Origin of the sequence: Glycomyces buryatensis, assembly GCF_004912275.1 — a bacterium.
Taxonomy (GTDB): domain Bacteria; phylum Actinomycetota; class Actinomycetes; order Mycobacteriales; family Micromonosporaceae; genus Glycomyces; species Glycomyces buryatensis.
Map to the genome: position 1 here is coordinate 182,533 of NZ_STGY01000056.1, position 21,564 is coordinate 204,096.

16 protein-coding genes are annotated in these 21,564 nt (G+C 69.3%); 9 read left to right on the top strand and 7 right to left on the bottom strand.

Annotated features, from left to right (window positions below; genetic code table 11):
- Positions 1 to 100: 100 nt before the first annotated feature.
- The 3 genes from FAB82_RS15465 to FAB82_RS15475 form a co-directional block, all read right to left on the bottom strand.
- Positions 101 to 1,462, bottom strand: a complete 1,362-nt coding sequence (locus FAB82_RS15465) for an FAD-binding oxidoreductase (RefSeq protein WP_136535428.1) — start codon at positions 1,460 to 1,462, stop codon at positions 101 to 103.
- A 17-nt stretch (positions 1,463 to 1,479) separates the two neighbouring features.
- Positions 1,480 to 2,448: a serine hydrolase gene (locus tag FAB82_RS15470; protein ID WP_136535429.1), complete on the bottom strand. Its 969-nt coding sequence runs from the start codon at positions 2,446 to 2,448 to the stop codon at positions 1,480 to 1,482.
- Positions 2,449 to 2,949: 501 nt separating this feature from the next.
- Positions 2,950 to 3,906 (bottom strand): hypothetical protein, encoded by a 957-nt coding sequence (locus FAB82_RS15475; protein WP_136535430.1) that lies wholly within the window; start codon positions 3,904 to 3,906, stop codon positions 2,950 to 2,952.
- A 257-nt stretch (positions 3,907 to 4,163) separates the two neighbouring features.
- Here FAB82_RS15475 and FAB82_RS15480 point away from each other — a divergent pair, with 257 nt between their 5' ends.
- Positions 4,164 to 6,041 (top strand): hypothetical protein, encoded by a 1,878-nt coding sequence (locus tag FAB82_RS15480; protein ID WP_136535431.1) that lies wholly within the window; start codon positions 4,164 to 4,166, stop codon positions 6,039 to 6,041.
- Between the two features lies 1 nt (position 6,042).
- Here the strand turns inward: FAB82_RS15480 and FAB82_RS15485 are convergent, their stop codons facing one another.
- A complete protein-coding gene (locus FAB82_RS15485; RefSeq protein WP_136535432.1) occupies positions 6,043 to 6,504 on the bottom strand; it encodes a hypothetical protein in 462 nt (153 codons plus the stop codon).
- A gap of 89 nt (positions 6,505 to 6,593) precedes the next feature.
- Between FAB82_RS15485 and FAB82_RS15490 the strand changes: the two genes are divergently transcribed.
- The gene (locus FAB82_RS15490; RefSeq protein WP_136535433.1) at positions 6,594 to 7,832 is read left to right on the top strand and encodes an arginine deiminase; all 1,239 of its coding nucleotides are present in this window, start codon (positions 6,594 to 6,596) and stop codon (positions 7,830 to 7,832) included.
- Between the two features lie 203 nt (positions 7,833 to 8,035).
- On the opposite strand, the gene purD is transcribed toward FAB82_RS15490, so the two are convergent.
- Complete coding sequence (purD, locus tag FAB82_RS15495; protein ID WP_136535434.1) at positions 8,036 to 9,256, bottom strand: phosphoribosylamine--glycine ligase; 1,221 nt, start codon at positions 9,254 to 9,256, stop codon at positions 8,036 to 8,038.
- A gap of 394 nt (positions 9,257 to 9,650) precedes the next feature.
- Here purD and purB point away from each other — a divergent pair, with 394 nt between their 5' ends.
- The 4 genes from purB to purL all read left to right on the top strand — a co-directional run bounded on the left by purB (position 9,651) and on the right by purL (position 14,454).
- A complete protein-coding gene (gene purB / locus FAB82_RS15500; RefSeq protein WP_136535435.1) occupies positions 9,651 to 11,105 on the top strand; it encodes an adenylosuccinate lyase in 1,455 nt (484 codons plus the stop codon).
- A gap of 105 nt (positions 11,106 to 11,210) precedes the next feature.
- Positions 11,211 to 11,480, top strand: a complete 270-nt coding sequence (purS, locus tag FAB82_RS15505) for a phosphoribosylformylglycinamidine synthase subunit PurS (protein ID WP_136535436.1) — start codon at positions 11,211 to 11,213, stop codon at positions 11,478 to 11,480.
- A complete protein-coding gene (purQ, locus tag FAB82_RS15510) occupies positions 11,477 to 12,160 on the top strand; it encodes a phosphoribosylformylglycinamidine synthase subunit PurQ (RefSeq protein ID WP_136535437.1) in 684 nt (227 codons plus the stop codon). Before purS ends, purQ begins: the two co-directional genes overlap by 4 nt.
- Positions 12,157 to 14,454: a phosphoribosylformylglycinamidine synthase subunit PurL gene (gene purL / locus FAB82_RS15515; protein ID WP_136535438.1), complete on the top strand. Its 2,298-nt coding sequence runs from the start codon at positions 12,157 to 12,159 to the stop codon at positions 14,452 to 14,454. Before purQ ends, purL begins: the two co-directional genes overlap by 4 nt.
- Positions 14,455 to 14,682: 228 nt before the next feature.
- On the opposite strand, the gene FAB82_RS15520 is transcribed toward purL, so the two are convergent.
- Positions 14,683 to 15,033, bottom strand: coding sequence for a sterol carrier family protein (locus FAB82_RS15520; RefSeq protein ID WP_136535469.1), 351 nt, complete (start codon positions 15,031 to 15,033; stop codon positions 14,683 to 14,685).
- 185 nt (positions 15,034 to 15,218) lie between these two features.
- On the opposite strand from FAB82_RS15520, the gene FAB82_RS15525 reads away from it, so the two are divergent.
- The 3 genes from FAB82_RS15525 (at position 15,219) to purM (ending at position 20,165) form a co-directional block, all read left to right on the top strand.
- The gene (locus FAB82_RS15525) at positions 15,219 to 17,342 is read left to right on the top strand and encodes a carboxypeptidase regulatory-like domain-containing protein (protein WP_136535439.1); all 2,124 of its coding nucleotides are present in this window, start codon (positions 15,219 to 15,221) and stop codon (positions 17,340 to 17,342) included.
- 190 nt (positions 17,343 to 17,532) lie between these two features.
- Positions 17,533 to 19,077 (top strand): amidophosphoribosyltransferase, encoded by a 1,545-nt coding sequence (gene purF / locus FAB82_RS15530; RefSeq protein WP_136535440.1) that lies wholly within the window; start codon positions 17,533 to 17,535, stop codon positions 19,075 to 19,077.
- On the top strand, positions 19,074 to 20,165 hold the full coding sequence (gene purM / locus FAB82_RS15535) for a phosphoribosylformylglycinamidine cyclo-ligase (protein WP_136535441.1): 1,092 nt from the start codon (positions 19,074 to 19,076) through the stop codon (positions 20,163 to 20,165). Before purF ends, purM begins: the two co-directional genes overlap by 4 nt.
- On the opposite strand, the gene FAB82_RS15540 is transcribed toward purM, so the two are convergent.
- Positions 20,162 to 21,295 carry a phosphatase PAP2 family protein gene (locus FAB82_RS15540; protein WP_168801619.1) on the bottom strand — a complete coding sequence of 378 codons (1,134 nt, stop codon included), beginning with the start codon at positions 21,293 to 21,295 and terminating at the stop codon, positions 20,162 to 20,164. The two genes, purM and FAB82_RS15540, sit on opposite strands and share 4 nt — an antisense overlap.
- Positions 21,296 to 21,564: the final 269 nt, after the last annotated feature.

The following is a 21,564-nucleotide window of genomic DNA, read 5'->3' on the forward strand; positions in this document are numbered from 1 at the left end:
GGTTCTCAAGCTGCCGCACTTCCGCCGCGCTATCGCGAACGCGATCCTATAGGATATATCCTATAGAGATGTGTTCGGCGCCGCGAGTGCTCCGTTCGCTTTAAACTGCTAGTACCTTGCCGGGGTTGAGAATCCCCAAAGGATCGAACGCGTGCTTGATGCGGCGCTGGACCGCCAGGTTCACCGGATCCATTTCCCTTGCGAGCCAGTCGCGTTTGAGCATTCCCACCCCGTGTTCGCCGGTAATGGTGCCGCCCATGGCGAGTGCCATTTCCAGGATCTCATCGAATGCGGCCCGGCCCGCCGCGACGGACGACTCGTCCTCGGGGTGGACCACGATGTTCGGGTGGAGGTTCCCGTCTCCCGCATGGGCGATGACCCCGATGACGACCCCGTGGCGCTCAGCCGCGGCGGCGACGCCGTCGAGGGCCTCGGCCAGGCGCGAGCGCGGCACGGCGACGTCGTCGACCAGGACGGTCCCCAGCCGCTCCATCGCGTGATAGGCATTGCGGCGGGATTCGAGCAGCGCGTCGGCCTCCGTCTCGTCGGTCGCCCGGAAGACCTCGGCCGCACCGGATTCGGTGCACAGGCGCTCGATCTCGGTGAGTTCGGCGACGGGGTTCGAATCGGCGCACACCAGCAACAGGGCGGCGGCGTCGGTCGGCAGTCCCTGCGGGCGCAGGGCTTCGAGCGCCCGCAGGTGGACATTGTCGATGAGCTCCAACAGGCTCGGCTGGCAGCCCGCGGCCATGATCGCGGTGACTGCGTTCCCGGCCGCGGCGGTGGTGTCGAAGACGGCCGCGAGCGTGAGGCGCTCGGCGGGGATCGGGGAGAGCTTGAGCGTGGCCTCGGTGATGACGCCGAGGGTGCCCTCGGAGCCGCACATGAGCCGGGTCAGGTCGTATCCGGCCACGCCCTTGGCGGTCTGGCGGCCGCAGCGCATGACCTCGCCCGAGGCGAGGACGACTTCCAGGCCGAGCACGTATTCGGCGGTGACGCCGTATTTGACGCAGCACATGCCTCCGGCGGCGGTGGCGATATTGCCGCCGATGGTGGAGATCTGCCAGGAACCGGGGTCGGGCGAGTAGCGCAGGCCGTGTTCGGCCGCGGCCCTGGAGATGTCGGCGTTGAGGACGCCGGGCTCGCAGACCGCGATGCGATTGACGGGGTCGATCGAGACGATCTGGTTCATCGGCGAGACGTCGAGGAGGATGGCCCCGTCCACGGCGGTCGCGGACCCGGCCAGTCCGGTCCGGGCACCTTGCGTGACAACCGGAGTGCCGTACTCGGAGGCGACGCCCAGAACCGCCGAGACGGTGGCGGCGTCCGCGGCCCGGACCAGAGCGGCGGCCCTCCCGGGCTCGACCAGTCGCGCCTGGTCGACCGAATGCGCGGCGATGACGTCGGCATCGACCACGGGCTCGACACCGGCGGTGGCCAGCGCGGAAAACAGATCGCTCATACCGCGATTCTCACACGCTAGGCGTAGGGATCCGTGTCGATGACTTCCCGAGCGATCTTCGCGATGTCCTCGACCACGGCGATGCCGTCTTCTTCGGAGGCCAAGCCGCCGGTCATGATCGCCAGTTCGATCGGGTTGTCGGTGTCGCCGGCGATGACGCCGATCGAGTTGACCACCCATTCACCGCCGAGGTCGTCGCGGGTGTCCCAGCCGTTCTTCGACCACACGGTCTCGCCCTCGGCGGCGGCGGCCGAGACGCCCCAGGACTGGTCTTCCTCCAGGTCGCCCATGAGGGAGCGCGCGTACTCGGTCTGCGCGGCGTCCAAGATGCCGTCGTAGAGGGCGGTCTCCAGCATGGTCCGCTGGTCGGCGGCGGTGGACCAGGTCAGGCCCCACTGCTCGGTCTCGTACGGCTCGGTGTTCTCCAGGCCGAATTCCTCGTGGGCCTCGCGGATCGCGGCGTGCCCGTCGTCGAAGACGCCGAACAGCAGGTTGGTGGTGGCCTCGTTGTCCGATTCGCGGATCATCTTCTCGGCGTCGGTGGCGACCCAGTCGGGGAAGTCCTCGGGCGAGCCGTATTCGCGCAGCAGCATCGTGAGGATCTCGACCTTGACGATGGAGGCGGTGCTGTGCTGCTCCTCGGCCTTGTAGCCGAGGTCGAATTCGCTGTCGCTCAACGCGACCGAGACGTACAGGTTCTCGTCCTCGATGCCGGCGAGGTATTCGTCGATCCGCTCGGTGAGGTCGGACTCGAGCTTTTCATGGGCGGCGGCGCGCAGTTCCTCGGCGTCGGGCTGGAGCGAGGAGTCGGCGAGTTCGGACTCGTCGGCCTGCGAGCTGGGAAGGCCTTCGTCGGAGGAGCCGCCGAGGCCTACGTCTTCGGCGGTGAAATCGCCCACGTAAATGGTGGTGGCGACGAGTACGGCGAGGGCGGGGACGGCGAGGTAGGGCCAGAGCCGCCGCGATGGATTCGGCTTGGGGGTCACGGGTGGAGAACCTGACTCTTGGATGGGGTGTCGCTGACAAGGTACTGCGGCCCACGCTAAAGCAGGTGGCAGGGCGGCGACTACCCGGGTTGAACCCGAGAAATTGTAACGCTTATACAACGCTACGGCCAATGTCGCTATTGCGTCCCTTGCCCATACACGCGCCCCACTCGAACCGGTCCGGCTTCCTCGCGCCGCCAACCCGAACCCTCGACCTTCTGATCCGCAGTCAGATGCTCCGGCTCCCGAGCGAGCCTCCCGGACGAGTCGCCCGACCCGACTGTGCCCGTCCGCGAACGGACGAGACGCCCGGAACCGGCTGGGGCGCCGGCTCCGAGCGTCTGGAGTCCGTCTTGATAGCGGGCGGGCCGTGAGGCACTGGCCCGGGCATTCGAGGTGGGACCTGGGGAGGAAATGACCACTACGTTTGCCCGGTGTCAGTGCCTCACGGAGATTCCACCCGGTGAAGCCCCCGCCGCGGCGGGGACGCTTTCGAAGCGGTCACGCGGCCGCCCGGAACTTGAGCATGGTGCGCATCACCGCGGCGCTCACGCCCACGAGGCAGACGATCGCGATCAAGGCGAGCAGTCCGTTGGCCCCATCGGTGACCGCCTTCGGATCCACCGCCACGACCTCTTCGCCGTTCGGGGCGCCCGAGCCGGAGCTGTCGGTGCCCGAGTCGGTGCCGGTCTCGCCGAACGAGTTCACCTCTTTGCCCTCATCGGACTTCGAGTCCTCGTCCGTGCCCGCGGCATCGGATCCCTCGGGTCGCTCTTCGGGGTTCGAGCCGGGGCCCTCGCCCCGACCGGCTGCGGCCCCATCGCCTGCGGCCGAGTCGGGTTCGGACTCGTTCGTCTGTTCACTGCCCTCGCCATCGGAATCGGACGCGGGCGCCTCGCCGCTCGCCGGTTCCTGGTTCTCCGGGGCATCGTCATCGGACTGCGCCTCCGCTACCCTCACCTGCGCGGCGTCGTAGTCGGCGAACAGCCCGTGGCAATTGGGGACCATCGCCACCTCGGCCGAACGGTTCATCACGAACACCTGCTCCGAGTCCGGATCGATGTCGTAGATCTCGTCGCCGACGTGCAGCTGCGCGTCCGTGCCCAGTTCGTTGCGGTAGCTCACCTCGGAGCCGACCGGCACCGTCACCTCGGTCGAGTCGGGCTTGGAGGAAGCCGACACGACGTCGAGGGTGCCGCAGTTGCCGCTGAAGACGATCTGGTCGTCACTGCTCGAACCGGACTCGTCGGCCGTCGCCATGCTCACGCCGGCCGCACCGCCGACCGCGAGCATCCCGGCCGCCGAAATGGCGGCCAGACGCGACTTGCGCCGCTGCGTGCGCCTGTCCATGACGGCCTGCACCGTCGGGGGGATCCGACCGTCGCTGACCGGATAGGGCAGCGGAGGACGTGTCTGGGCTCGCGATGGCTCGCCGAGCTTCGTCTTGTGTCTTCCCATGCCTGCGACTCTCCAACTGCGGGTACATGTTCGGGGCGACCAGTCGGATCGCCCGAATCAGGTCTCAACCTTTTTCAACGAGCGAGCAAGAAGAAGGTGACGGCCCCGCCGCAGAACGATTTCCAGACCGCCGAGGCAGGCTCAGAGCCGGGCGGCTTCACACGCGTCCCGTGATCGGGGGCGAAGGGCCCAAAATTGCCGACGTCCGTAGGATGTGCCCTGGACGACCTCTAGCAGAGACCGCGAGAACCTCTCCCATGGCGATCACCAACACCACACCCGAATCCGGAGACGGACCCGCGAGCGAATCCGGGACCGAGACGCCCGACGACGCCGCCCGCTGGCAGCGCTTCGCCGCCGGCCACGCCGCTCCCGCCGAGGGCGCCCCCACCGGGCCCGGCCAACCGGGCCGAGGCGCCCGCCTCACCGCGACAGTCCGCCGCGCCGCCTCCAGCGAGTGGACCATCGCCGCCCTCTTCAGCATCGCCCTCGCCCTCGCCATGACCTGGCCGCTCGCCCGCGACATCAACCAGGTCATCCCCCACGACCTCGGCGACCCGCTGCTCCAGACCTACACCCTCGGCTGGATCTCCGAATCGCTGCGAAACGACCCGAGCGGCATCTGGGGGACCAACAGCTTCTGGCCGGCCCCCGACTCCTTCCTCTTCACCGACACGCTCCTGGGCTACACCCCGGCCGCCCTGTTCGCCACCAGCCCCACCAGCGCACTGGTCGTCTACAACCTCCTGTTCATCGGGACGTTCGCACTCGCATTCCTCGGCGCCTACGCCCTGCTGCGCCAACTCGGCGCCCGCATCGCCGGCTCTGCCGTCGGCGCCGCCGCCTTCGCCTATGCCCCTTGGAAACTCGCCCATGCCGGGCACCTCCAGGTGCTCTCCTGCGGCGGCATCGCCCTCGCGCTCGCCATGCTCGCGCGCGGCCACGGCTACTCGCTGCGCGGCGGCTTCAAGCCCGAGCGGCAGCGGCCCGGCTGGATCCTCGCCGGATGGCTCACGGCCCTGTGGCAGTTCTCGATCGGCGCCGGGCTCGGCATCCCGTTCGTGTACCTGCTGCTGGGCGTCGGCGTGGTCGTCGGCCTGCATTGGCTCGCCAAGCGGCCGCGCCTGCGCTGGCAGACCTTGGCCGCCAACGGGATCGGTGGCACCGTTTTCAGCCTCGGGGTGCTGTGGATCGCCGACAGGCACGCCGTGGTCGCCCGCGCGTACCCCGAGGCGATCCGCGACGTCGAGTACATCAGCTGGTTCAGCCCGACCTGGCAGAGCTTCGTCATGGCACCGGAGGAGTCCCGGCTGTGGGGCGAGGCCCACGCGGCCGCCCGCGTCGACCTGACCTGGCCCCCGGAGCAGACCCTGCTCGTCGGCTTCACCCTGCTCGCCCTCGCCCTGGTGGGCCTGGTCTGGTCGGTCTGGAGCCGCTGGCAGCGGTTCTGGCTGGCGTTCGGCGCCGCGGCCTGCATAGCGCTGGCGATGGGGCCGAACTTTCTCGACGACGGGGCCTGGGCCTGGCGGCTGCTCTACGACCACGCCCCCGGTTTCGATGCGATCCGCACGCCGGGGCGCCTGGTCATCTACGCGACGCTGATTCTGGCGATCCTCGCGGCGGGGACGCTCACCCGCATCGCCGACGCGGCCGACGCCATCTCGCACCGCGCGCGCGTCGACAAGCGGCTCCAGGTGCGTGCGCCCCGGCGCGTGCAGGCGCTGCTGTTCCTGCCGATCGTGCTGGTGCTCGCGGAAGGCATGGCGGTCAACCGGAACCAGGAGCCGCCGCAGGCGCCGCTCGACATGGCGGCGGTGGAGGGTCCGGCGCTGTTCCTGCCGATGGGCGGGGGCGACACGCGGCTCCAGTACTGGAGCATCGACGGCTTCGTGGACATGGCGAACGGAACGGCGGCGTTCACGCCCCAGGCGCAGACCGAGATCAGTGCGGCGTCGCAGTCGTTCCCCAGCGAGGAGTCCGTGGACGCCCTGCGCGAGAGCGGCATCGAGACGGTCGTGGTCATCCCGGGCTGGCTGCCCGGCAGCGACTGGGACGGCATGGACTACGAGTCGGACCCGATCGGCATGGAGGTCGAGCGAACCGACGAAGTGGTCATCTACCACCTCGGGGACTAATTCAGCTGGGGCCGAGCGGGGTCATGAATGCGAGCGCTCCAATGGCGTCGAGCTGCGGCGGGCAGTGCAGCGGCGAGGCCGTCACGTCGAAGGTCCGGTGAACCCCGCGCCGCTCGATGCGCATCAGGCTCCGCTCCAGGGCATCGGTCTGCAGCGCCTGCACCGGCGCCAATCTCGCGAGCTCGCCATCGGTGAGCGGATGGGCGCCGGCCGTGAAATCAAGGAATCGCAGGCCCGAATGCAGGAACCTCGGCATGGAAGCCTCTACTTCGGACCCTAGTCCGAGGGCGTCCACCGCCCTCGGGGAAATCGCCGCGATCCGCGTATCCGCCGCCAGGAGCAGGCACACATCCGCACTCGCGCACACCGCGGCGCGCCAGGTCGCCAGACCTGGATGCAGATGCCCGCCGTTGGCACCGGGAGCGACCGCCCTCAGTGGAATAACGAGTTCGAGTTGCGTCAATGGGCGTCCCGGGGTAGACGTTACGCTCAGTCGATTCACGTTAACAGAAGGAAGTTGATCTTCACCCCCGGTGCGCCTACCCTCTGATCATGAGTGCGAACGAGTCTCCCGCGTACGGCGTCGAATCCGAAGTGGGCCGCCTTCGAAGCGTCATGCTCCACCGCCCCGGCGGCGAGCTGCGCCGCCTGACCCCCCGCAACAACGGAGCCCTCCTCTTCGACGGCATCCCCTGGGTCGAACGCGCCCAGGACGAACACGACCGCTTCGCCGCCACGCTCCTCGAACACAGCGTCGAAGTCCTCTACGTCGGCGCGCTCCTCACCGAGTGCCTCTACTTCCCCGACGCCCGCGAGCAGATCATCACCTCCGTCACCGCCGACCCGCGACTCGGCCAGAGCCTCGCCGCCTCCCTCCGCGGATACCTGTCCGACCTCGACCCCGAACGACTCACCGCCGTCCTCATCGAAGGACTCACCAAGGAGGAGTTCGGCGACTCGGACAGTCTGCGGGGCAAGCTCATGCGCGCCACCGACTTCGTCATCGACCCGCTCCCGAACATGATGTTCACCAGGGACTCCTCCGTCTGGATCGGCGACGCGGTCGCCGTCACCAGCCTCGCCATGCCCGCCCGCCGCCGCGAGACGGCACTGACCGGCATCGTCTACCACCACCACCCCCGCTTCACCCACGTCCCGAAGCTCTACGACCCCTCGCTCGAACACCTCGAAGGCGGCGACGTCCTCGCCCTCGCCCCCGGCGTCCTCGCCGTAGGCGTCGGCGAACGCACCACCCCGGCCGGAGCGGAACGACTGGCGCGCAAGGCCTTCGAACTGGGCACCATCCATACCCTCCTGGTGGTCCCGATCGCCCAACGCCGCGCCACTATGCACCTGGACACCGTCTGCACCATGGTCGACGACCGGCGCATGGTCATGTACGCCCCGGCCGAACGCCGCCTGGAGGCCTACACGGTGCGGCTCGGCGACGACGGCGAACTCGACATCGAGGGCCCGCGCGGCTTCCTCGACGCCGCCGCCGACGCGATGGGGATCGACCGCATCGAGATCATCCACACCGGTGAGCGCGACGTGGTGACGGCCGAGCGCGAGCAGTGGGACGACGGCAACAACACCCTCGCGCTGGCACAGGGCGTCGCGGTCGCCTACGAGCGCAACACGGTCACGAACGGCCGTCTCGAACGGGCGGGCATCAAGGTCCTCACCATTCCCGGCTCCGAACTCGGCTCCGGCCGGGGCGGCCCCAGGTGCATGTCCTGCCCGATCACGCGCGAGCATCCGGTGAGGCCCGCACAGCCGCAAGAGCTCTGAGAGGAGCAGTAGGGTCGGCGCCGAGAACACTGCGGCTGACGGCCATCCCAAACCCCACCCACCGAGGGGACCATAGGCCCAACCTTCCCGCGCGGGTGCGACAAGAATCCGTGCGCGCCGCGGTCATGTCACCCGAACGAGTGAGTCCGAGTCGTGCACTGACCAACCGAGCCCCGGCCGGACACGGCCGGGTCCGGCCCGGGTCAGATCCCCGCCGCGATGTCCCTGCGGAAGTGGCCACCTTCGAGCTTCACGCCCTCGGCGAGCGAGTACGCCTCCTGCCGGGCCTGGGCCACCGAGGCCCCGGTGCCCACGCAGTTCAGCACCCGGCCGCCGGTCGCGATCAATTGGCCGCTCGCGTCGAGCGCGGTGCCGGCGTGGAGGACGCCCTCCTCGTCGGCGCCGTACAGCGGACGGCCCGTCACGGTCTGCTCCGGGTAGCCCTCGTTCGCGACCACCACGCACACCGCCGCGCCCTCGCGCCACCACAGCGAGCCGAAATCGGCCAGCTTCCCGGTGGCGGCGGCCATCAGAAGCTCGCCGACCGGCGTCTCCAGCAGCGACAGGATCGGCTGGATCTCCGGGTCGCCGAAGCGCGCGTTGAACTCGACCACCTTGAGGCCCTTGGAGGTCAGCGCGAGCCCGCAGTAGAGGGTCCCGACGAACGGGATGCCGCGCCCGGCCAGCTCGGCCAGCGTCGGCTCGGCGACGGTCTCCATGATCTCGGTGACCAGGTCGTCCGGCGCCCACGGCAGCGGCGTGTACGCGCCCATGCCGCCGGTGTTGGGGCCGCTCCCGCCGTCGCCGACCCGCTTGAAGTCCTGTGCGGGCAGCATCGGGCGCGCGGCCTGGCCGTCCGAGATGACGAACAGGGAGACTTCGGGGCCGTCCAGGTACTCCTCGATGACGACGCGCTCGCAGTCGAGCGCGTGCGCCAGCGCGGCGGCGCGGTCGTCGGTGACGATGACGCCCTTGCCGGCGGCGAGGCCGTCGTCCTTGACGACGTAGGGCGCGCCGAACTCGTCGAGCGCGGCCTCGGCCTCCTCGCGGGTGCGGCAGGTGCGCGCGGCGGCGGTCGGCACGCCGGCGGCGGCCATGACCTCCTTCGCGAAGGTCTTGGAGCCCTCGATCTGGGCGGCCTGGCGGCCCGGGCCGTAGACGGGTATGCCCTTGGCGCGGACGGCGTCGGCGACGCCGGCGACGAGGGGGGCCTCGGGGCCGACGATGACGAGGTCGGCCGCGGAGGTGACCGCCAGGGAAGCGACCGCGGCGGGGTCGTTCTGGTTCAGCGGCACGCATTCACCGAGCCTGGCCATGCCCGGGTTGCCCGGGGCGCAGATGAGCTTGGTGACGGATTCGTCTGCGGCCAGCGACGCCGCGAGGGCGTGCTCGCGGCCGCCGGAGCCGATCAGGAGTACTCGCACACCGTTAGTTTACGGGGCCGATACGTGCTGGTTAACCGCCACGCCGAGTGGTCCCCGTTACGCGATGTGAGAAAAGACGTTTCTGAGCGGCGGCCGACCTGCCCGCGAGACCTTGCTCGTGCCGCTCGCGCCGCTTGGGCTGTGTGGGTCGCATGGGCCGCGTGGGCCCGCCCTTCCCGCTTCACCCGTTTCGGTGACTTCACGGCCGCGGACGCCGTTTTCTGTCGTACCCGCGCGGGAGGATCGCTCCTATTATCCCCGGGAGGGTGGGGGTTCGGGATGGTCGTCATGCGCGAACCCGGGGACGACCGGTGCGGGGACCTGGGGATGAGCGGAAGGCCGCAATGCGGGGGCCAGGTGGGTGGGCGACACGCCTCCACCCGGGGGCCTGGGGATGATCGCCGTTCACTCCCCCTGTCATGATTGCCCCGTGACTGCCAATGTGCTCGCCGAGCGTTACGCCTCCCGTCAGATGCGCGATATCTGGGACCCGGTCGGGAAGATCAAGGCCGAGCGCCGCCTCTGGCTCGCGGTGCTCAAGGCCCAGGCCGATCTCGGTGTCGCCGTTCCCGACGGCGTCATCGCCGACTACGAGCGCGTCATCGACACCGTCGACCTCGACGCCATCACCGAGCGCGAGCGCATCACCAAGCACGACGTGAAGGCCCGCATCGAGGAGTTCTCCGACCTCGCCGGCCACCAGCACATTCACAAGGGCATGACCAGCCGCGACCTCACCGAGAACGTCGAGCAGATGCAGGTCCGCCAGTCCCTCGAACTGGTCCGCGACCGCCTCATCGCCACCGCCGTCCGCCTCGCCGCCCGCGCCGAGCAGTATCGCGACCTCGTCATGGCCGGCCGCAGCCACAATGTCGCCGCCCAGGCCACCACCCTCGGGAAGCGCTTCGCGACCTGGGCCGAGGAACTCCTCGTCGCCTTTGATCGCATCGAGGAACTCCTGCGCCGCTACCCCCTGCGCGGCATCAAGGGCCCGGTCGGCACCGCCCAGGACATGCTCGACCTCTTCGACGGCGACACCGCCAAACTCGCCGAGCTCGAACACCGCGTCGCCGCCCACCTCGGCTTCGACCGCGTCTTCGCCTCCGTCGGCCAGGTCTACCCTCGTTCGCTCGACTACGAGGTCGGCTCCGCCCTCGTCCAGGCCGTCGCCGCGCCCTCGTCCGCCGCGATCACCATCCGCCTCATGGCCGGCGCCGAGCTCGCCACCGAGGGCTTCGTCGAGGGCCAGGTCGGCTCGTCCGCCATGCCCCACAAGATGAACACCCGTTCCTCCGAGCGGGTGAACGGCCTCGCCGTCGTCGCCCGCGGTTACGCGGCCATGCTCGGGGAGCTCGCCGGCGACCAGTGGAACGAGGGTGACGTGTCCTGTTCGGTGGTCCGACGGGTGGCCTTGCCCGACTTGTTCTACGCAGTCGACGGACTCTATGAGACCTTTCTCACCATCCTCGATAATTTCGGCGCCTACCCGGCCGTCATCGGCGCCGAGCTCGACCGCTACCTACCCTTCCTGACCTCGACAAAGGTCCTGATGGAGGCCATCAAGCGCGGCGCCGGCCGCGAGGACGCGCACGAGGCGATCAAGGAACACGCCGTCGCCGTCGCGCGCGCCATGCGCGAGACCGGCCAGAAGGGCAACGATCTGTTCGACCGCTACGCTGCCGACGAGCGCCTCCCGATGGACCGCGCCGCACTCGACGCCCTGGTCGCCGATACGGGTGAATTCATTGGCGCCGCTGGCGAACAGGTCGACCGGGTCACCGAAAGTGTGGCCGCGGCGGCGAAGGCCCACCCTGAAGCGGCCGCCTACCGGCCAGGAAACATCCTATGACTCGCTGTGACGCAGCCCCGTCGTCCTTAACTCGACACTGGCCCTGGTCAGAGCCGATGAATATGCTTGCCCCGTTCCGTCCATGTGACCGACAGGAGTGCGACCGTGGCCCGTGTAGTGGTCGACGTGATGCTGAAGACCGAAATCCTCGACCCGCAGGGCGAGGCCGTCCTCGGGGCGCTGCCCCGGCTCGGCGTCACCGACGTGTCGTCGGTGCGGATCGGCAGGCGCGTCGAGATCGAGTTCGACGAGAACGCATCGAACGTCGAGGAGCAGTCGCGCGTGATCGCCGACAAACTCCTGGCCAACCCCGTCATCGAGAACTTCACCATCGCCGTCGAGGAGTCGGTCGAGACCGGAGCGGAGCACGCATGAGTGCCCGCATCGGCATCGTCACCTTCCCCGGTTCGCTGGACGACCGGGACGCCGCCCGCGCGGTCTACCTCGGCGGCGCCGAACCGGTGCGGCTGTGGCACGACGACGCCCAGATCTCGGGCGTCGACGGCGTGTGGCTGCCCGGTGGCTTCTCCTACGGCGACTACCTGCGCTGCGGAGCCATCGCCCGCTTCAGCCAGGTCATGGACACCGTGAAGGCCGCCGCCGACGCCGGCATGCCGGTCATCGGCGTCTGCAACGGCTTCCAGGTCCTGTGCGAGTCGCACCTGCTGCCCGGCGCTCTGGTGCGCAACGCCCACCTGCGCTACCGCAACGCCCCCACCCGACTGCGCGTCGAGACCGAGCGCACCGCGTGGACCCGCGCCTTCGAACCCGGCACCGAGGTCGTCTTCCCCGCCAAGCACGGCGAGGGCCGCTACGTCGCCGACGAAGCGGTGCTGGACGAACTCGAGGACTCCGGCCGCGTCGTCTTCCGCTACGCCGACAACCCGAACGGTTCGATGCGCGACATCGCCGGGGTGTGCAGCGAGGCCGGCAACGTCGTGGGCCTCATGCCCCACCCCGAGCACGCCGTCGAGGCGCTGACCGGTCCGTCCACCGACGGCCTCGGCATCGTCGCCTCGGTCCTGTCCCACTTGAGTGAGGGAGCAGTCCGATGACAAGACAGCCGCTCAACGTTGCCGTCGACACCGTCGGCGTCGCCACCGCGACCCCCGACGAGAAGCAGCCGTGGGCCGAGCTGGGCCTCAAGGACGACGAGTACGCGCGCATCCGCGACATCCTGGGCCGCCGCCCCACTCAGGCGGAACTGGCCATGTACTCGATCATGTGGTCCGAGCACTGCTCCTACAAGTCCTCACGGGTCCACCTGAGGCAGTTCGGCCAGAAGAACCCGAAGACCCCGCGCCTGCTGGCCGGGATCGGCGAGAACGCCGGCGTCGTCGCCATTGACGAGAACATCGCGGTGACGTTCAAGGTCGAGTCCCACAACCACCCGTCCTTCGTGGAGCCCAAGCAGGGCGCGGCCACCGGCGTCGGCGGCATCATCCGCGACATCATCGCCATGGGCGCCCGCCCCATCGCCGTCATGGACTCGCTGCGCTTCGGCGACATCGACCACCCCGACACCGCCCGGGTCCTGCCCGGCGTGGTCGACGGCGTGAGCCACTACGGCAACTGCGTGGGCCTGCCCAATATCGGCGGGGAGACCGTCTTCGACCCCTGCTACCAGGGCAACCCACTCGTCAACGCGCTCGCCGTGGGCGTCATGCCCCGCGCGCGCCTCCAGTCCATGCAGGCCAGCGGCACCGGCAATGTCGTGATCCTGCTGGGCGCCAAGACCGGCCGGGACGGCATCGGCGGCGTCTCCGTCCTCGCCAGCGCCACCTTCTCCGAGGACGGCGACGAGGACTCGCGCCCCTCGGTCCAGGTCGGCGACCCGTTCGAGGAGAAGCTCCTCATCGAGGTCTGCCTCGAACTGTTCGACACCGGCCTGGTCGTCGGCGTCCAGGACTTGGGCGGCGCCGGGCTCACCTGCGCGCTGTCCGAGACCGCGGCGGCCGGCGATGGCGGCATGCACGTCGACCTCGAGCTTGTTCCCTTGCGCGCCAAGGGCATGGAGCCGCACGACATTCTCGCCTCTGAGTCGCAGGAGCGCATGCTCCTCATCGTCGACCCGGCCAACGTGGAGAACGTGCTGGCCCGCGCCCAGCGCTGGGGCCTGCTGGCCACCGCGATCGGTGAGGTCACCGACTCCGGCCGGCTCGTCATCGATTACCACGGGCAGACCGTCGTGGACGTCCCGCCGGCCAGCCTGGCCGACGAGGGCCCCGTCTACGAGCGGCCCTTCACCGAGCCGAACGATCTGGCGCTCATCGCCGTCGACCGCGCCGAGACGCTCCCGCGTCCGACCACCGACGACGAGATCCGCCAGACCGTCCTCGACATGGCCGCCAGCCCGAACCTGTGCGACAAGACCTGGATCACCGAGCAGTACGACTCCTCGGTATTCGGCAATACGGTGCTCGGGACCCCGCACGACGCGGGCGTGCTGCGCCTGGACGAGCGCTCCGGCATCGGCATCGCGCTCTCGCTCGACGGCAACAGCCGGTTCGCCCGACTCGACCCTTACGTTGGGGCGCAGCTGAACCTGGCGGAGGCGTACCGGAACGTCGCGCTCACCGGCGCGACCCCGATCGCCGTGTCCGACTGCCTGAACTTCGGTTCGCCGGAGGACCCGCACGTGATGTGGCAGTTCGAGCGGGCCGTCACCGGCATCGCCGACGGCTGCCAGAAGATGGGCATCCCGGTCACCGGCGGCAACGTCTCCTTCTACAACCAGACCGGTCGCGAGGCGATTCACCCGACGCCGGTCATCGGCGTCCTCGGCGTGATCGACGACGTCGCGAAGCGGATCCCCTTGGGGCTGGGCCGGACCGGCGACACGATCGCGTTGATCGGCACCACCCGGGAGGAGTTCTCCGGCTCCGAGTGGGCCTGGGCGACGCACCGGCACCTGGGCGGGGTTCCGCCGCTGGTCGACCTGGACCACGAGATGAAGCTGGCCGATCTGCTGGCTTCGCTCGCCGGGAACGAGCAGATCGCCGCGGCGCACGACCTCTCCGAGGGCGGGCTGTCGCAGGCGCTGGTGGAGGCGATTGCGCACTCGGGGATGGGTGCGCAGATCCTGCTTCCCGAAGGGGCGGACCCGTTCACGTACCTGTTCAGCGAGTCGACCGGGCGCGTGATGGTGGTCATCCCGCGCGGCCAGGAGCAAGCGGTTCGGGCCTCGTGCGAGCAGCGCGGTCTGCCGATCACGCCGCTGGGCGTCGCGGACGCGAACACCGACGGCCTGCACCTGCGGGACCACTTCGACATCGGCCGGGAGGAAATCCTGGCAGCCTGGAAGGGCCGCATCGCCGAGAAGCTCGGAGCCCAAGGCGCAGCAGGTTAAAAGCGCGAGTAAAACCGAGAGCAAACGCGAGAGAAAAACAGTTCCGCCCCGGCGTCCATCGCCGGGGCGGTTTTGTCACACCCGGGCAATAGACTTGAGCCTAGGGGTCCCCTTGTTACCTGCGCTTTCGCGTGCCCGCAAGCAGATCGGTCCTGCAAGCAGTTCGGTCCTGCACGCAGTTCGGTCCCGCATGTAGATTGGCCCGGCATATAGATCAGCGGAGGCGGCTCACGCCGGCTCTTCGCCGTCCTTGTCCACCAGCGGAAGGTAGTCCGTCAGATCGGCCCGTTGGCCCGAGGCGCTGACCCTTCCCGCCCGCACTGCATCCGCGAAGTCGACACGCCCGCAGGCCAGTTCGAGAAACACGATCGGGGCGCACTCGATGACGTTCGGCGGCGTCCCCCTCCGGTGCCGCGGGCCCTCCACGCATTGCACCGCTCCATACGGCGGGACGCGCACCTCGACGGTGTGACCGGGGGCTTTCTCCGCCAGCGCGTGCAGCAGTTCGCGCACCGCGCCCTTCAGCGTCTCCCGGTCCGGCTCCTCGGCATTGTCGAGGGCGGCGATGGCGCGGGCCACAGCGTCCACTGAGTGTTCACATCCTCAAGCTAGACTGCGCGGATACGTGCTGAATCCTGTCGGCGCACGCCGCAGTGACCGCACCCCGGTCCCGTAACCGAATCGAGACCAGGCATAGTGGCGACGACGACCCGCGACCGTGGGTGAGTTGTGCCCGTGGAAGGCATGCCCAGGAGGGGATGTAGATGACCGTAGCGGCCGATCCGAGCTGGACCAAGACTAACGTCTCGCGGTCCGAGCAAGGGCGACGGGGTCGCCTGCGAGCACGGTTCGCCGGGCTCGCCGTGGTCGTCGGCGCGCTCCTCGGCGCGCTCTCCATTCCCGGGGCCGCGAGTGCCGCGGACGCCGAGGCCTGGATCAGCGGCGGCGCCGATTCCTGGATCGATGTCGGTGGCTCCCCGGCGACGCTCACGGTCGACGTCATGACCACCTTCGCGCCTGGTCAGGGCCCCAAGGACATCAAAGTCTCCGCGAGCCTGTCCGGCATCGACGGCCTCGCGACCATCGACGTCCAGGACATCGGCAACAACTGCACGCGCACCGGCGAGGGCGCGGCCACCTGTTCGCAGATGACCGCCGGCGAGACCCGCCAGGTGCAGTTCCTGATCACTCCTGTCGCCGAGTCCGATCTGGCCGAGGGCACCAACCAGGTCGGCGAGGTCAAGGTCCATTACGACGGCGGCGAGCAGAAGACCAGCATCACCGTCAACGGCAAGGCGCCCGCGGTCGAGACCGCCGGCGAGATCAGCGGCACCGTCACCTCCAACGCGGAGCCCGTCGATGGCGCGAAGGTCGTGGTCACCGACGCCGAGGGCACTGACCACGAGACCACCACCGGTTCCGACGGCACCTTCAAACTCACCGGCACCGCGGAGAAGCCGATCGCGCCCGGCGATATGAAGCTCACGATCTCCAAGGAGGGCTACGAGACGGATGAGAAGGAGATCAATGTCCCTGCGAACTCCTCGTATCCCACGAACGTGACGCTCACCGAGGTCGCCAAGGAAGAGGAGACCACCGCGGCGGAGGAGTCGGAACCGGCTCCCACCCAGGCGGCGGAGACCGAGGAAACCGGGGATGACGAAGGCGGCATCTCCGGCACCCTGCTGTTCCTCATCATCGTCGGCGGCCTCCTGGTCGTCGGCGGCATCGTCGGCATCGTGTTCCTGCTGCGCGGCGGCAAGGACAAGGACGACTCGGACGACGACAACTTCGCCGAGGTCGCGCCCGAGCACACCCCCACGGCCGCGCAGGTCGGCACGCCCGGCGTCTACCAGGCCGGCCCCGCGCCGGGTGCCGACGCTCCCACCACTGTCTACAACGGACCGCTCGTGCAGGATCAGGGCGCGCCTTCGTACGGCGCCCCCACGCAGGGCTTCGGACCGTCATATGGTCCCGGCGCGGCAGACTCGACCCAGGTGATGCCGCAGGCCGGCGGGCCCGGCGCCGCGGGGCCCGCGATGGGCCCCAACGACACCCAGATCCTCCCGACCGTCAAGAACGCGGCCGGTTCCGGCTTCCCCGACGCCCCGCACGCCTCCGGTTCGGACTCGACGCAGGTGATGCCGCAGGTGAACCCGGCCGCGAATCCGCCGGCTCCGCTGCCACCGAGTTCCTTCGGCGCCGACACCGGCACCCAGCCGCACCCGTCGCCGACCCCGCCCCCGGCGGGAGGTGCCGGCGGTTCGATGTTCGATCCGCAGAACCCGAACCTCATGTCCGGGTCGCAGCCGCAGGCGTCGCCGTCGGCCCAGGATCCCTACGCGCCCAAGTACGGTCAGCCGTCGCCGCCTCCGGGCACCGGCGCGTATCCGTCGCAGCCGCAGAGCCAGCCGCAGGGCGGCGGGTACTCCCCGCAGCCCGGTGGCACCAGCGCCTACCCGTCGCAACCGGGCGGCACCAGTGCCTACCCGTCCCAGCCGGGTGGTACCAGCGCTTATTCGTCCCAGCCGGGCGGTACCAGCGCCTACCCGTCCCAGCCGGCCGGCGCCGGCGGATACTCCTCGCAGCCGCCCGCGCCGCAGTCCGGCGGCGCCAACTCCAGCACCGGCGCCTACGGTTCCAGGCCCGGGCCTGGGCCCAGTGATCCCTACCCGAGCGGCGCCATGGGCCGCGACCCGTACGCGCCCCCGGCCCAGCCGCCGACCGGTCCGCAGGCCGGTCCGCAGGCCGGTCCGCAGGCCGGAGGCGACTACGGCTCCACCCGTCCGATGCCGCAGCACGGCGTCGAGGACGAGAACCCGGACCAGCGCCCGGAGTCCGAGCGCAAGGGCTGGGGAGAATGGGACGACCGGCCGCGCTCCTGGTGAGACGGGTGCAAACCGGAGGGGCGCACCTCGACTGATGTGGTGAGGCACGGCACCGATTCGGGCCAGATCCGCGCCGTCGCGCAGGTGGTGTTTACCGTCGATTCGGATAGACTTTGACGTGGCAGTTCTGCCGAAGCTCGCGAGCCTGGGCTTGCGAGCCGTTTCAGCCCCAGCCAACCGAGGAGTTGCAGTGGCCCGAGGTGACGGTCTTCTCACCGCGGAACTCGATCCCGAAAATCCAGGTCCCCGTGACGCCTGCGGCGTCGTAGGCATCTGGGCCCCCGGCGAAGAGGTCTCCAAACTCACCTATTTCGGGCTTTACGCCTTGCAGCACCGCGGCCAGGAGGCCGCCGGGATCGCCGTCTCCGACGGCTCCCACACCACGGTGTACAAGGATCTCGGCCTGGTCGCGCAGGTCTTCGACGAGTCGACGCTCGCGCCCCTGCAAGGGCACCTGGCCATCGGTCACGCCCGCTACTCCACCACCGGCGCCCCGACCTGGGAGAACTCCCAGCCGACGATCCGGTCCACCTCCACGGGCACCGCGATCGCCCTGGCCCACAACGGGAACCTGGTGAACACCGCCGATCTCCTCGAAGAGGTCGGCAAGCTCGGCATCGACATGGGCTCGACCACCTCCGACACCCACCTGATCACCGCGCTCCTGGCCGCTCACCCCGACGAGTCGGTCGCGGCCGCCGCCGAACGCGTCCTCCCGCAGCTGCGCGGCGCCTTCTGCCTGGTGTTCATGGACGAGAACTCGCTCTACGCCGCCCGCGACCCGCAGGGCGTCCACCCGCTGGTCCTGGGCCGCCTCGCCTCCGGCTGGGCCGTCGCCTCCGAGACCGCCGCGCTCGAAACCATCGGCGCGACCTTCGTGCGCGAGGTCGAGCCCGGCGAGATGATCACCATCGACGAGTACGGGCTGCGCTCCACCCGCTTCGCCAACCCCGAGCCCAAGAACTGCCTGTTCGAGTACGTCTACCTCGCCCGCCCCGACACGAAGCTGGCCGGACGCAACGTCTACGCCACCCGCGTCGAGGTCGGCCGCACCCTCGCCCGCGAGTACCCGGTCGAGGCGGACCTCGTGATCGGCGTCCCCGAGTCCGGCATCCCCGCCGCGATCGGCTACGCCGAGGAGTCCGGGATCCCGTACGGCCAGGGCTTCACCAAGAACCAGTACGTGGGCCGCACCTTCATCCAGCCCTCGCAGTCCTTGCGGCAGTTGGGCATCCGCCTCAAACTCAACCCGCTCGTCGACCAGATCAAGGGCAAGCGCCTGGTCATCGTCGACGACACGATCGTCCGCGGCAACACCCAGCGCGCCCTCGTCCGGATGCTCCGCGAGGCCGGGGCCGTCGAGGTCCACATCCGGATCTCCGCGCCGCCGGTCAAGTGGCCGTGCTTCTACGGCATCGACTTCGCCACCCGCGCCGAGCTCATCGCCGGATCGCTCGACGTCGACGGCATCCGCGCCCAGATCGGCGCCGACTCCCTCGGCTACGTCTCGATGGACGGCCTCGTCCGCGCCACCGAGCAGCCCGCCTCCAGCCTCTGCCGGGCCTGCTTCGACGGGGTCTACCCGATCGAGCTGCCCGCCGCCGACCTGATCGGCAAGCACCTCATGGAATCCCATGCGGAGGCACCTGGGGCACCCCAACCCCCCGAAGCACGGCAAGCACCGCAAGGCACCGACGCAGCGAGCACGAAAGTGCGGGAAGGGACCACAGCGTGAGCAGCGGCACCACCACTCAGAGGACCATCTCCTACGCCTCCTCGGGCGTGGACATCCAGGCCGGCGACCGGGCGGTCGAAGCCCTCAAACCCTCGATCCGCAAGACCACGCGGCCCGAAGTGGTCGGCGGCATCGGCGGCTTCGCGGGGCTCTTCGCGCTCGACACCGAGAAGTACAAGAAGCCGCTCCTGGCTTCCTCGACCGACGGTGTGGGCACCAAGCTCGTCATCGCCCAGAAGCTCGACATCCACGACACCGTCGGGATCGACCTGGTCGCGATGGTCGTCGACGACCTCGTCGTGTGCGGCGCCGAACCGCTGTTCCTCCTGGACTACATCGCCACCGGCCAGGTCGTGCCCGAGAAGATCGCCGACATCGGCGCGGGCATCGCCGACGGCTGCCGCTACGCGGGCTGCTCCCTCATCGGCGGCGAGATCGCCGAGCACCCCGGCGTCATGAAGGCCGACGACTACGACATCTCCGCCACCGGCGTCGGTGTCGTGGAGGCCGACAAGCTGCTCGGCCCCGAGCGCGTCAAGCCCGGCGACGTCGTCATCGCCATGCGCGCCAGCGGAGTCCACTCCAACGGCTTCTCGCTGGTGCGCGAGGCGCTGTTCGGCGTGGGCGGCATGGACCTCGGCACCGTCATCCCCGAGTTCGCCACCGCCGACCGCAACCAGCGCACGCTCGGCGAAGAGCTCATGACCCCGACCTACATCTACGCGAAGGACTGCCTCGAGTTGATCAAGGAGTGCGACGTGCACGCCTTCGCGCACATCACCGGCGGCGGCATCGCCGGAAACCTGGTGCGCTCGGTCCCCGAGGAACTCCAGATCGAGATCGACCGCTCGACGTGGACACCGAACCCGGTGTTCGATGTCGTGCAGCGCGCCGGCTCCATCTCCGAGGAGGAGATGGAGCGGACCTTCAACATGGGCATCGGCATGGTCGCCATCGTCGCCCCGGACCAGGTCGACCGTTCGCTGGCAGTGCTGACGGCCCGCCACGTCGAGGCGTGGACGATCGGTGAGATCGCCGCCGGCGACGGCGGCGTCAAGCTCACCGGGAGCTACCAGAAGGCCGGCTAGGAACGCTGACCGGGGATTCGGCCGTCTGCGGCCGATCCGCTCCCGTTCTCGTCGTCGTCCTCCCCGGATTCGTCCGGGGAGGACGTTTTCGTGTCCGCCTCTACCGGTTTCGCTTCGGCCGAGCCGTCGGCGTTCGCCGGCCCGCCGCCGGTGGCGGCGTCCGACCGGCCGGTGCTCGACGCGATGTCGATCGCGGCCGCCTCGGCCGCCTCGGCGGCGGCCGCCTTCGCGTCGCGCCGGTGGGCGAGCTTGGTGAACAGCCACAGCCACAGGATGCCGAGCACCGGCAGCGTCGCGGCCAGGGTGAGCGCCGGGACCAGGTGCAGGGTCGGGGTGATCATGCAGCCGACGATGAGGATCGTCGCGATGAGGATCGTCGAGCGCCGCGCCGGTTCGAAGATCTTCAGCGGGCCCAGCGGGATCTCATGCCACGCCACGCGCTTGGCGCAGCGTATGAGGATGAGACCCAACAGGATTCCGGCCGGCTCGTCGGCGAACCAGTGGTGCCCCAGGTAGACCTGGGAGGTGGCGACGAGCACCGGAGGGGCGATCAGGAGGGTCCAGCGCACCCACTTGGGCAGCAGGTCGCCGATGAGCATCACGATCAGGCCGAACAGCAGGATCGTGTTGACCGCGTGCCCGGAGGGGAAGGCGGTCGCGTCGGGGATGTTCCCGCCGCCGCCTTCGGCGTAGTAGGTGAAGAGGATCGCGCCCTCGTAGCCGGTGGCGTCGGCCAGCTGGAAGGGGTGCTGCGAGAGCGGGCGGCCCATCAGGTGCTTCATGCCGAGGATGATCGCGAGCGTGATGAACGACAGGACGTACATCAGGAGCGACCGGATCGAACGCGCCCGCAGCGCCTGCCAGGCCGCGAACCCCAGCGTGAAGGGCGCCACCCACTTGGCCTGCCCGAGCATCGAGAATCCATGGGCGACTTCGCGAAGCCACTCGACCTTGTGCGTATAGCCCCAGTACCGGATGTCGTAGTCGAGCTGCACGAGCCAGGAGTGGTAGGACAGGAAGACCGTGATGATCAGGAAGCCGAGGAACATGTAGAGGTCGGGCCACCAGCTCTTCGGCCGCTTGGCGAACGGTTCCCAATCGAACCAGCCGACGGGGATGTAGCGGCGCAACGGCGTGATCAGCTGTTGGATAACGGCCTTGTCACTGACTGTTACACCTCGGTCCGTGATGCCTGCACTCCTGCGCACGCTCGTAGGCCGGTTCGATTCGGATGGCATCCTTGGATGTTGGCCTGTAAAAGTGAATTTTGATGCCGCCACACCCGAACTGGACCGAATTTGTTACCGGGTCGGTATGTATCGTGTGGTTTGCGACGCAACTGTAATGACCTGGGCCGTTACCGGGGGAGACTGGTCACGTTGCCGCAGTGTCCCGGTCA

Bases quoted from the DNA above. Each gene is read 5' to 3' on its own strand.
- FAB82_RS15465 (WP_136535428.1), bottom strand. From the start codon at position 1,462: ATGAGCGATCTGTTTTCCGCGCTGGCCACCGCCGGTGTCGAGCCCGTG.
- FAB82_RS15475 (WP_136535430.1), bottom strand. From the start codon at position 3,906: ATGGGAAGACACAAGACGAAGCTCGGCGAGCCATCGCGAGCCCAGACA.
- FAB82_RS15480 (WP_136535431.1), top strand. From the start codon at position 4,164: ATGGCGATCACCAACACCACACCCGAATCCGGAGACGGACCCGCGAGC.
- FAB82_RS15490 (WP_136535433.1), top strand. From the start codon at position 6,594: ATGAGTGCGAACGAGTCTCCCGCGTACGGCGTCGAATCCGAAGTGGGC.
- purB (WP_136535435.1), top strand. From the start codon at position 9,651: ATGATCGCCGTTCACTCCCCCTGTCATGATTGCCCCGTGACTGCCAAT.
- purQ (WP_136535437.1), top strand. From the start codon at position 11,477: ATGAGTGCCCGCATCGGCATCGTCACCTTCCCCGGTTCGCTGGACGAC.
- purL (WP_136535438.1), top strand. From the start codon at position 12,157: ATGACAAGACAGCCGCTCAACGTTGCCGTCGACACCGTCGGCGTCGCC.
- FAB82_RS15525 (WP_136535439.1), top strand. From the start codon at position 15,219: ATGACCGTAGCGGCCGATCCGAGCTGGACCAAGACTAACGTCTCGCGG.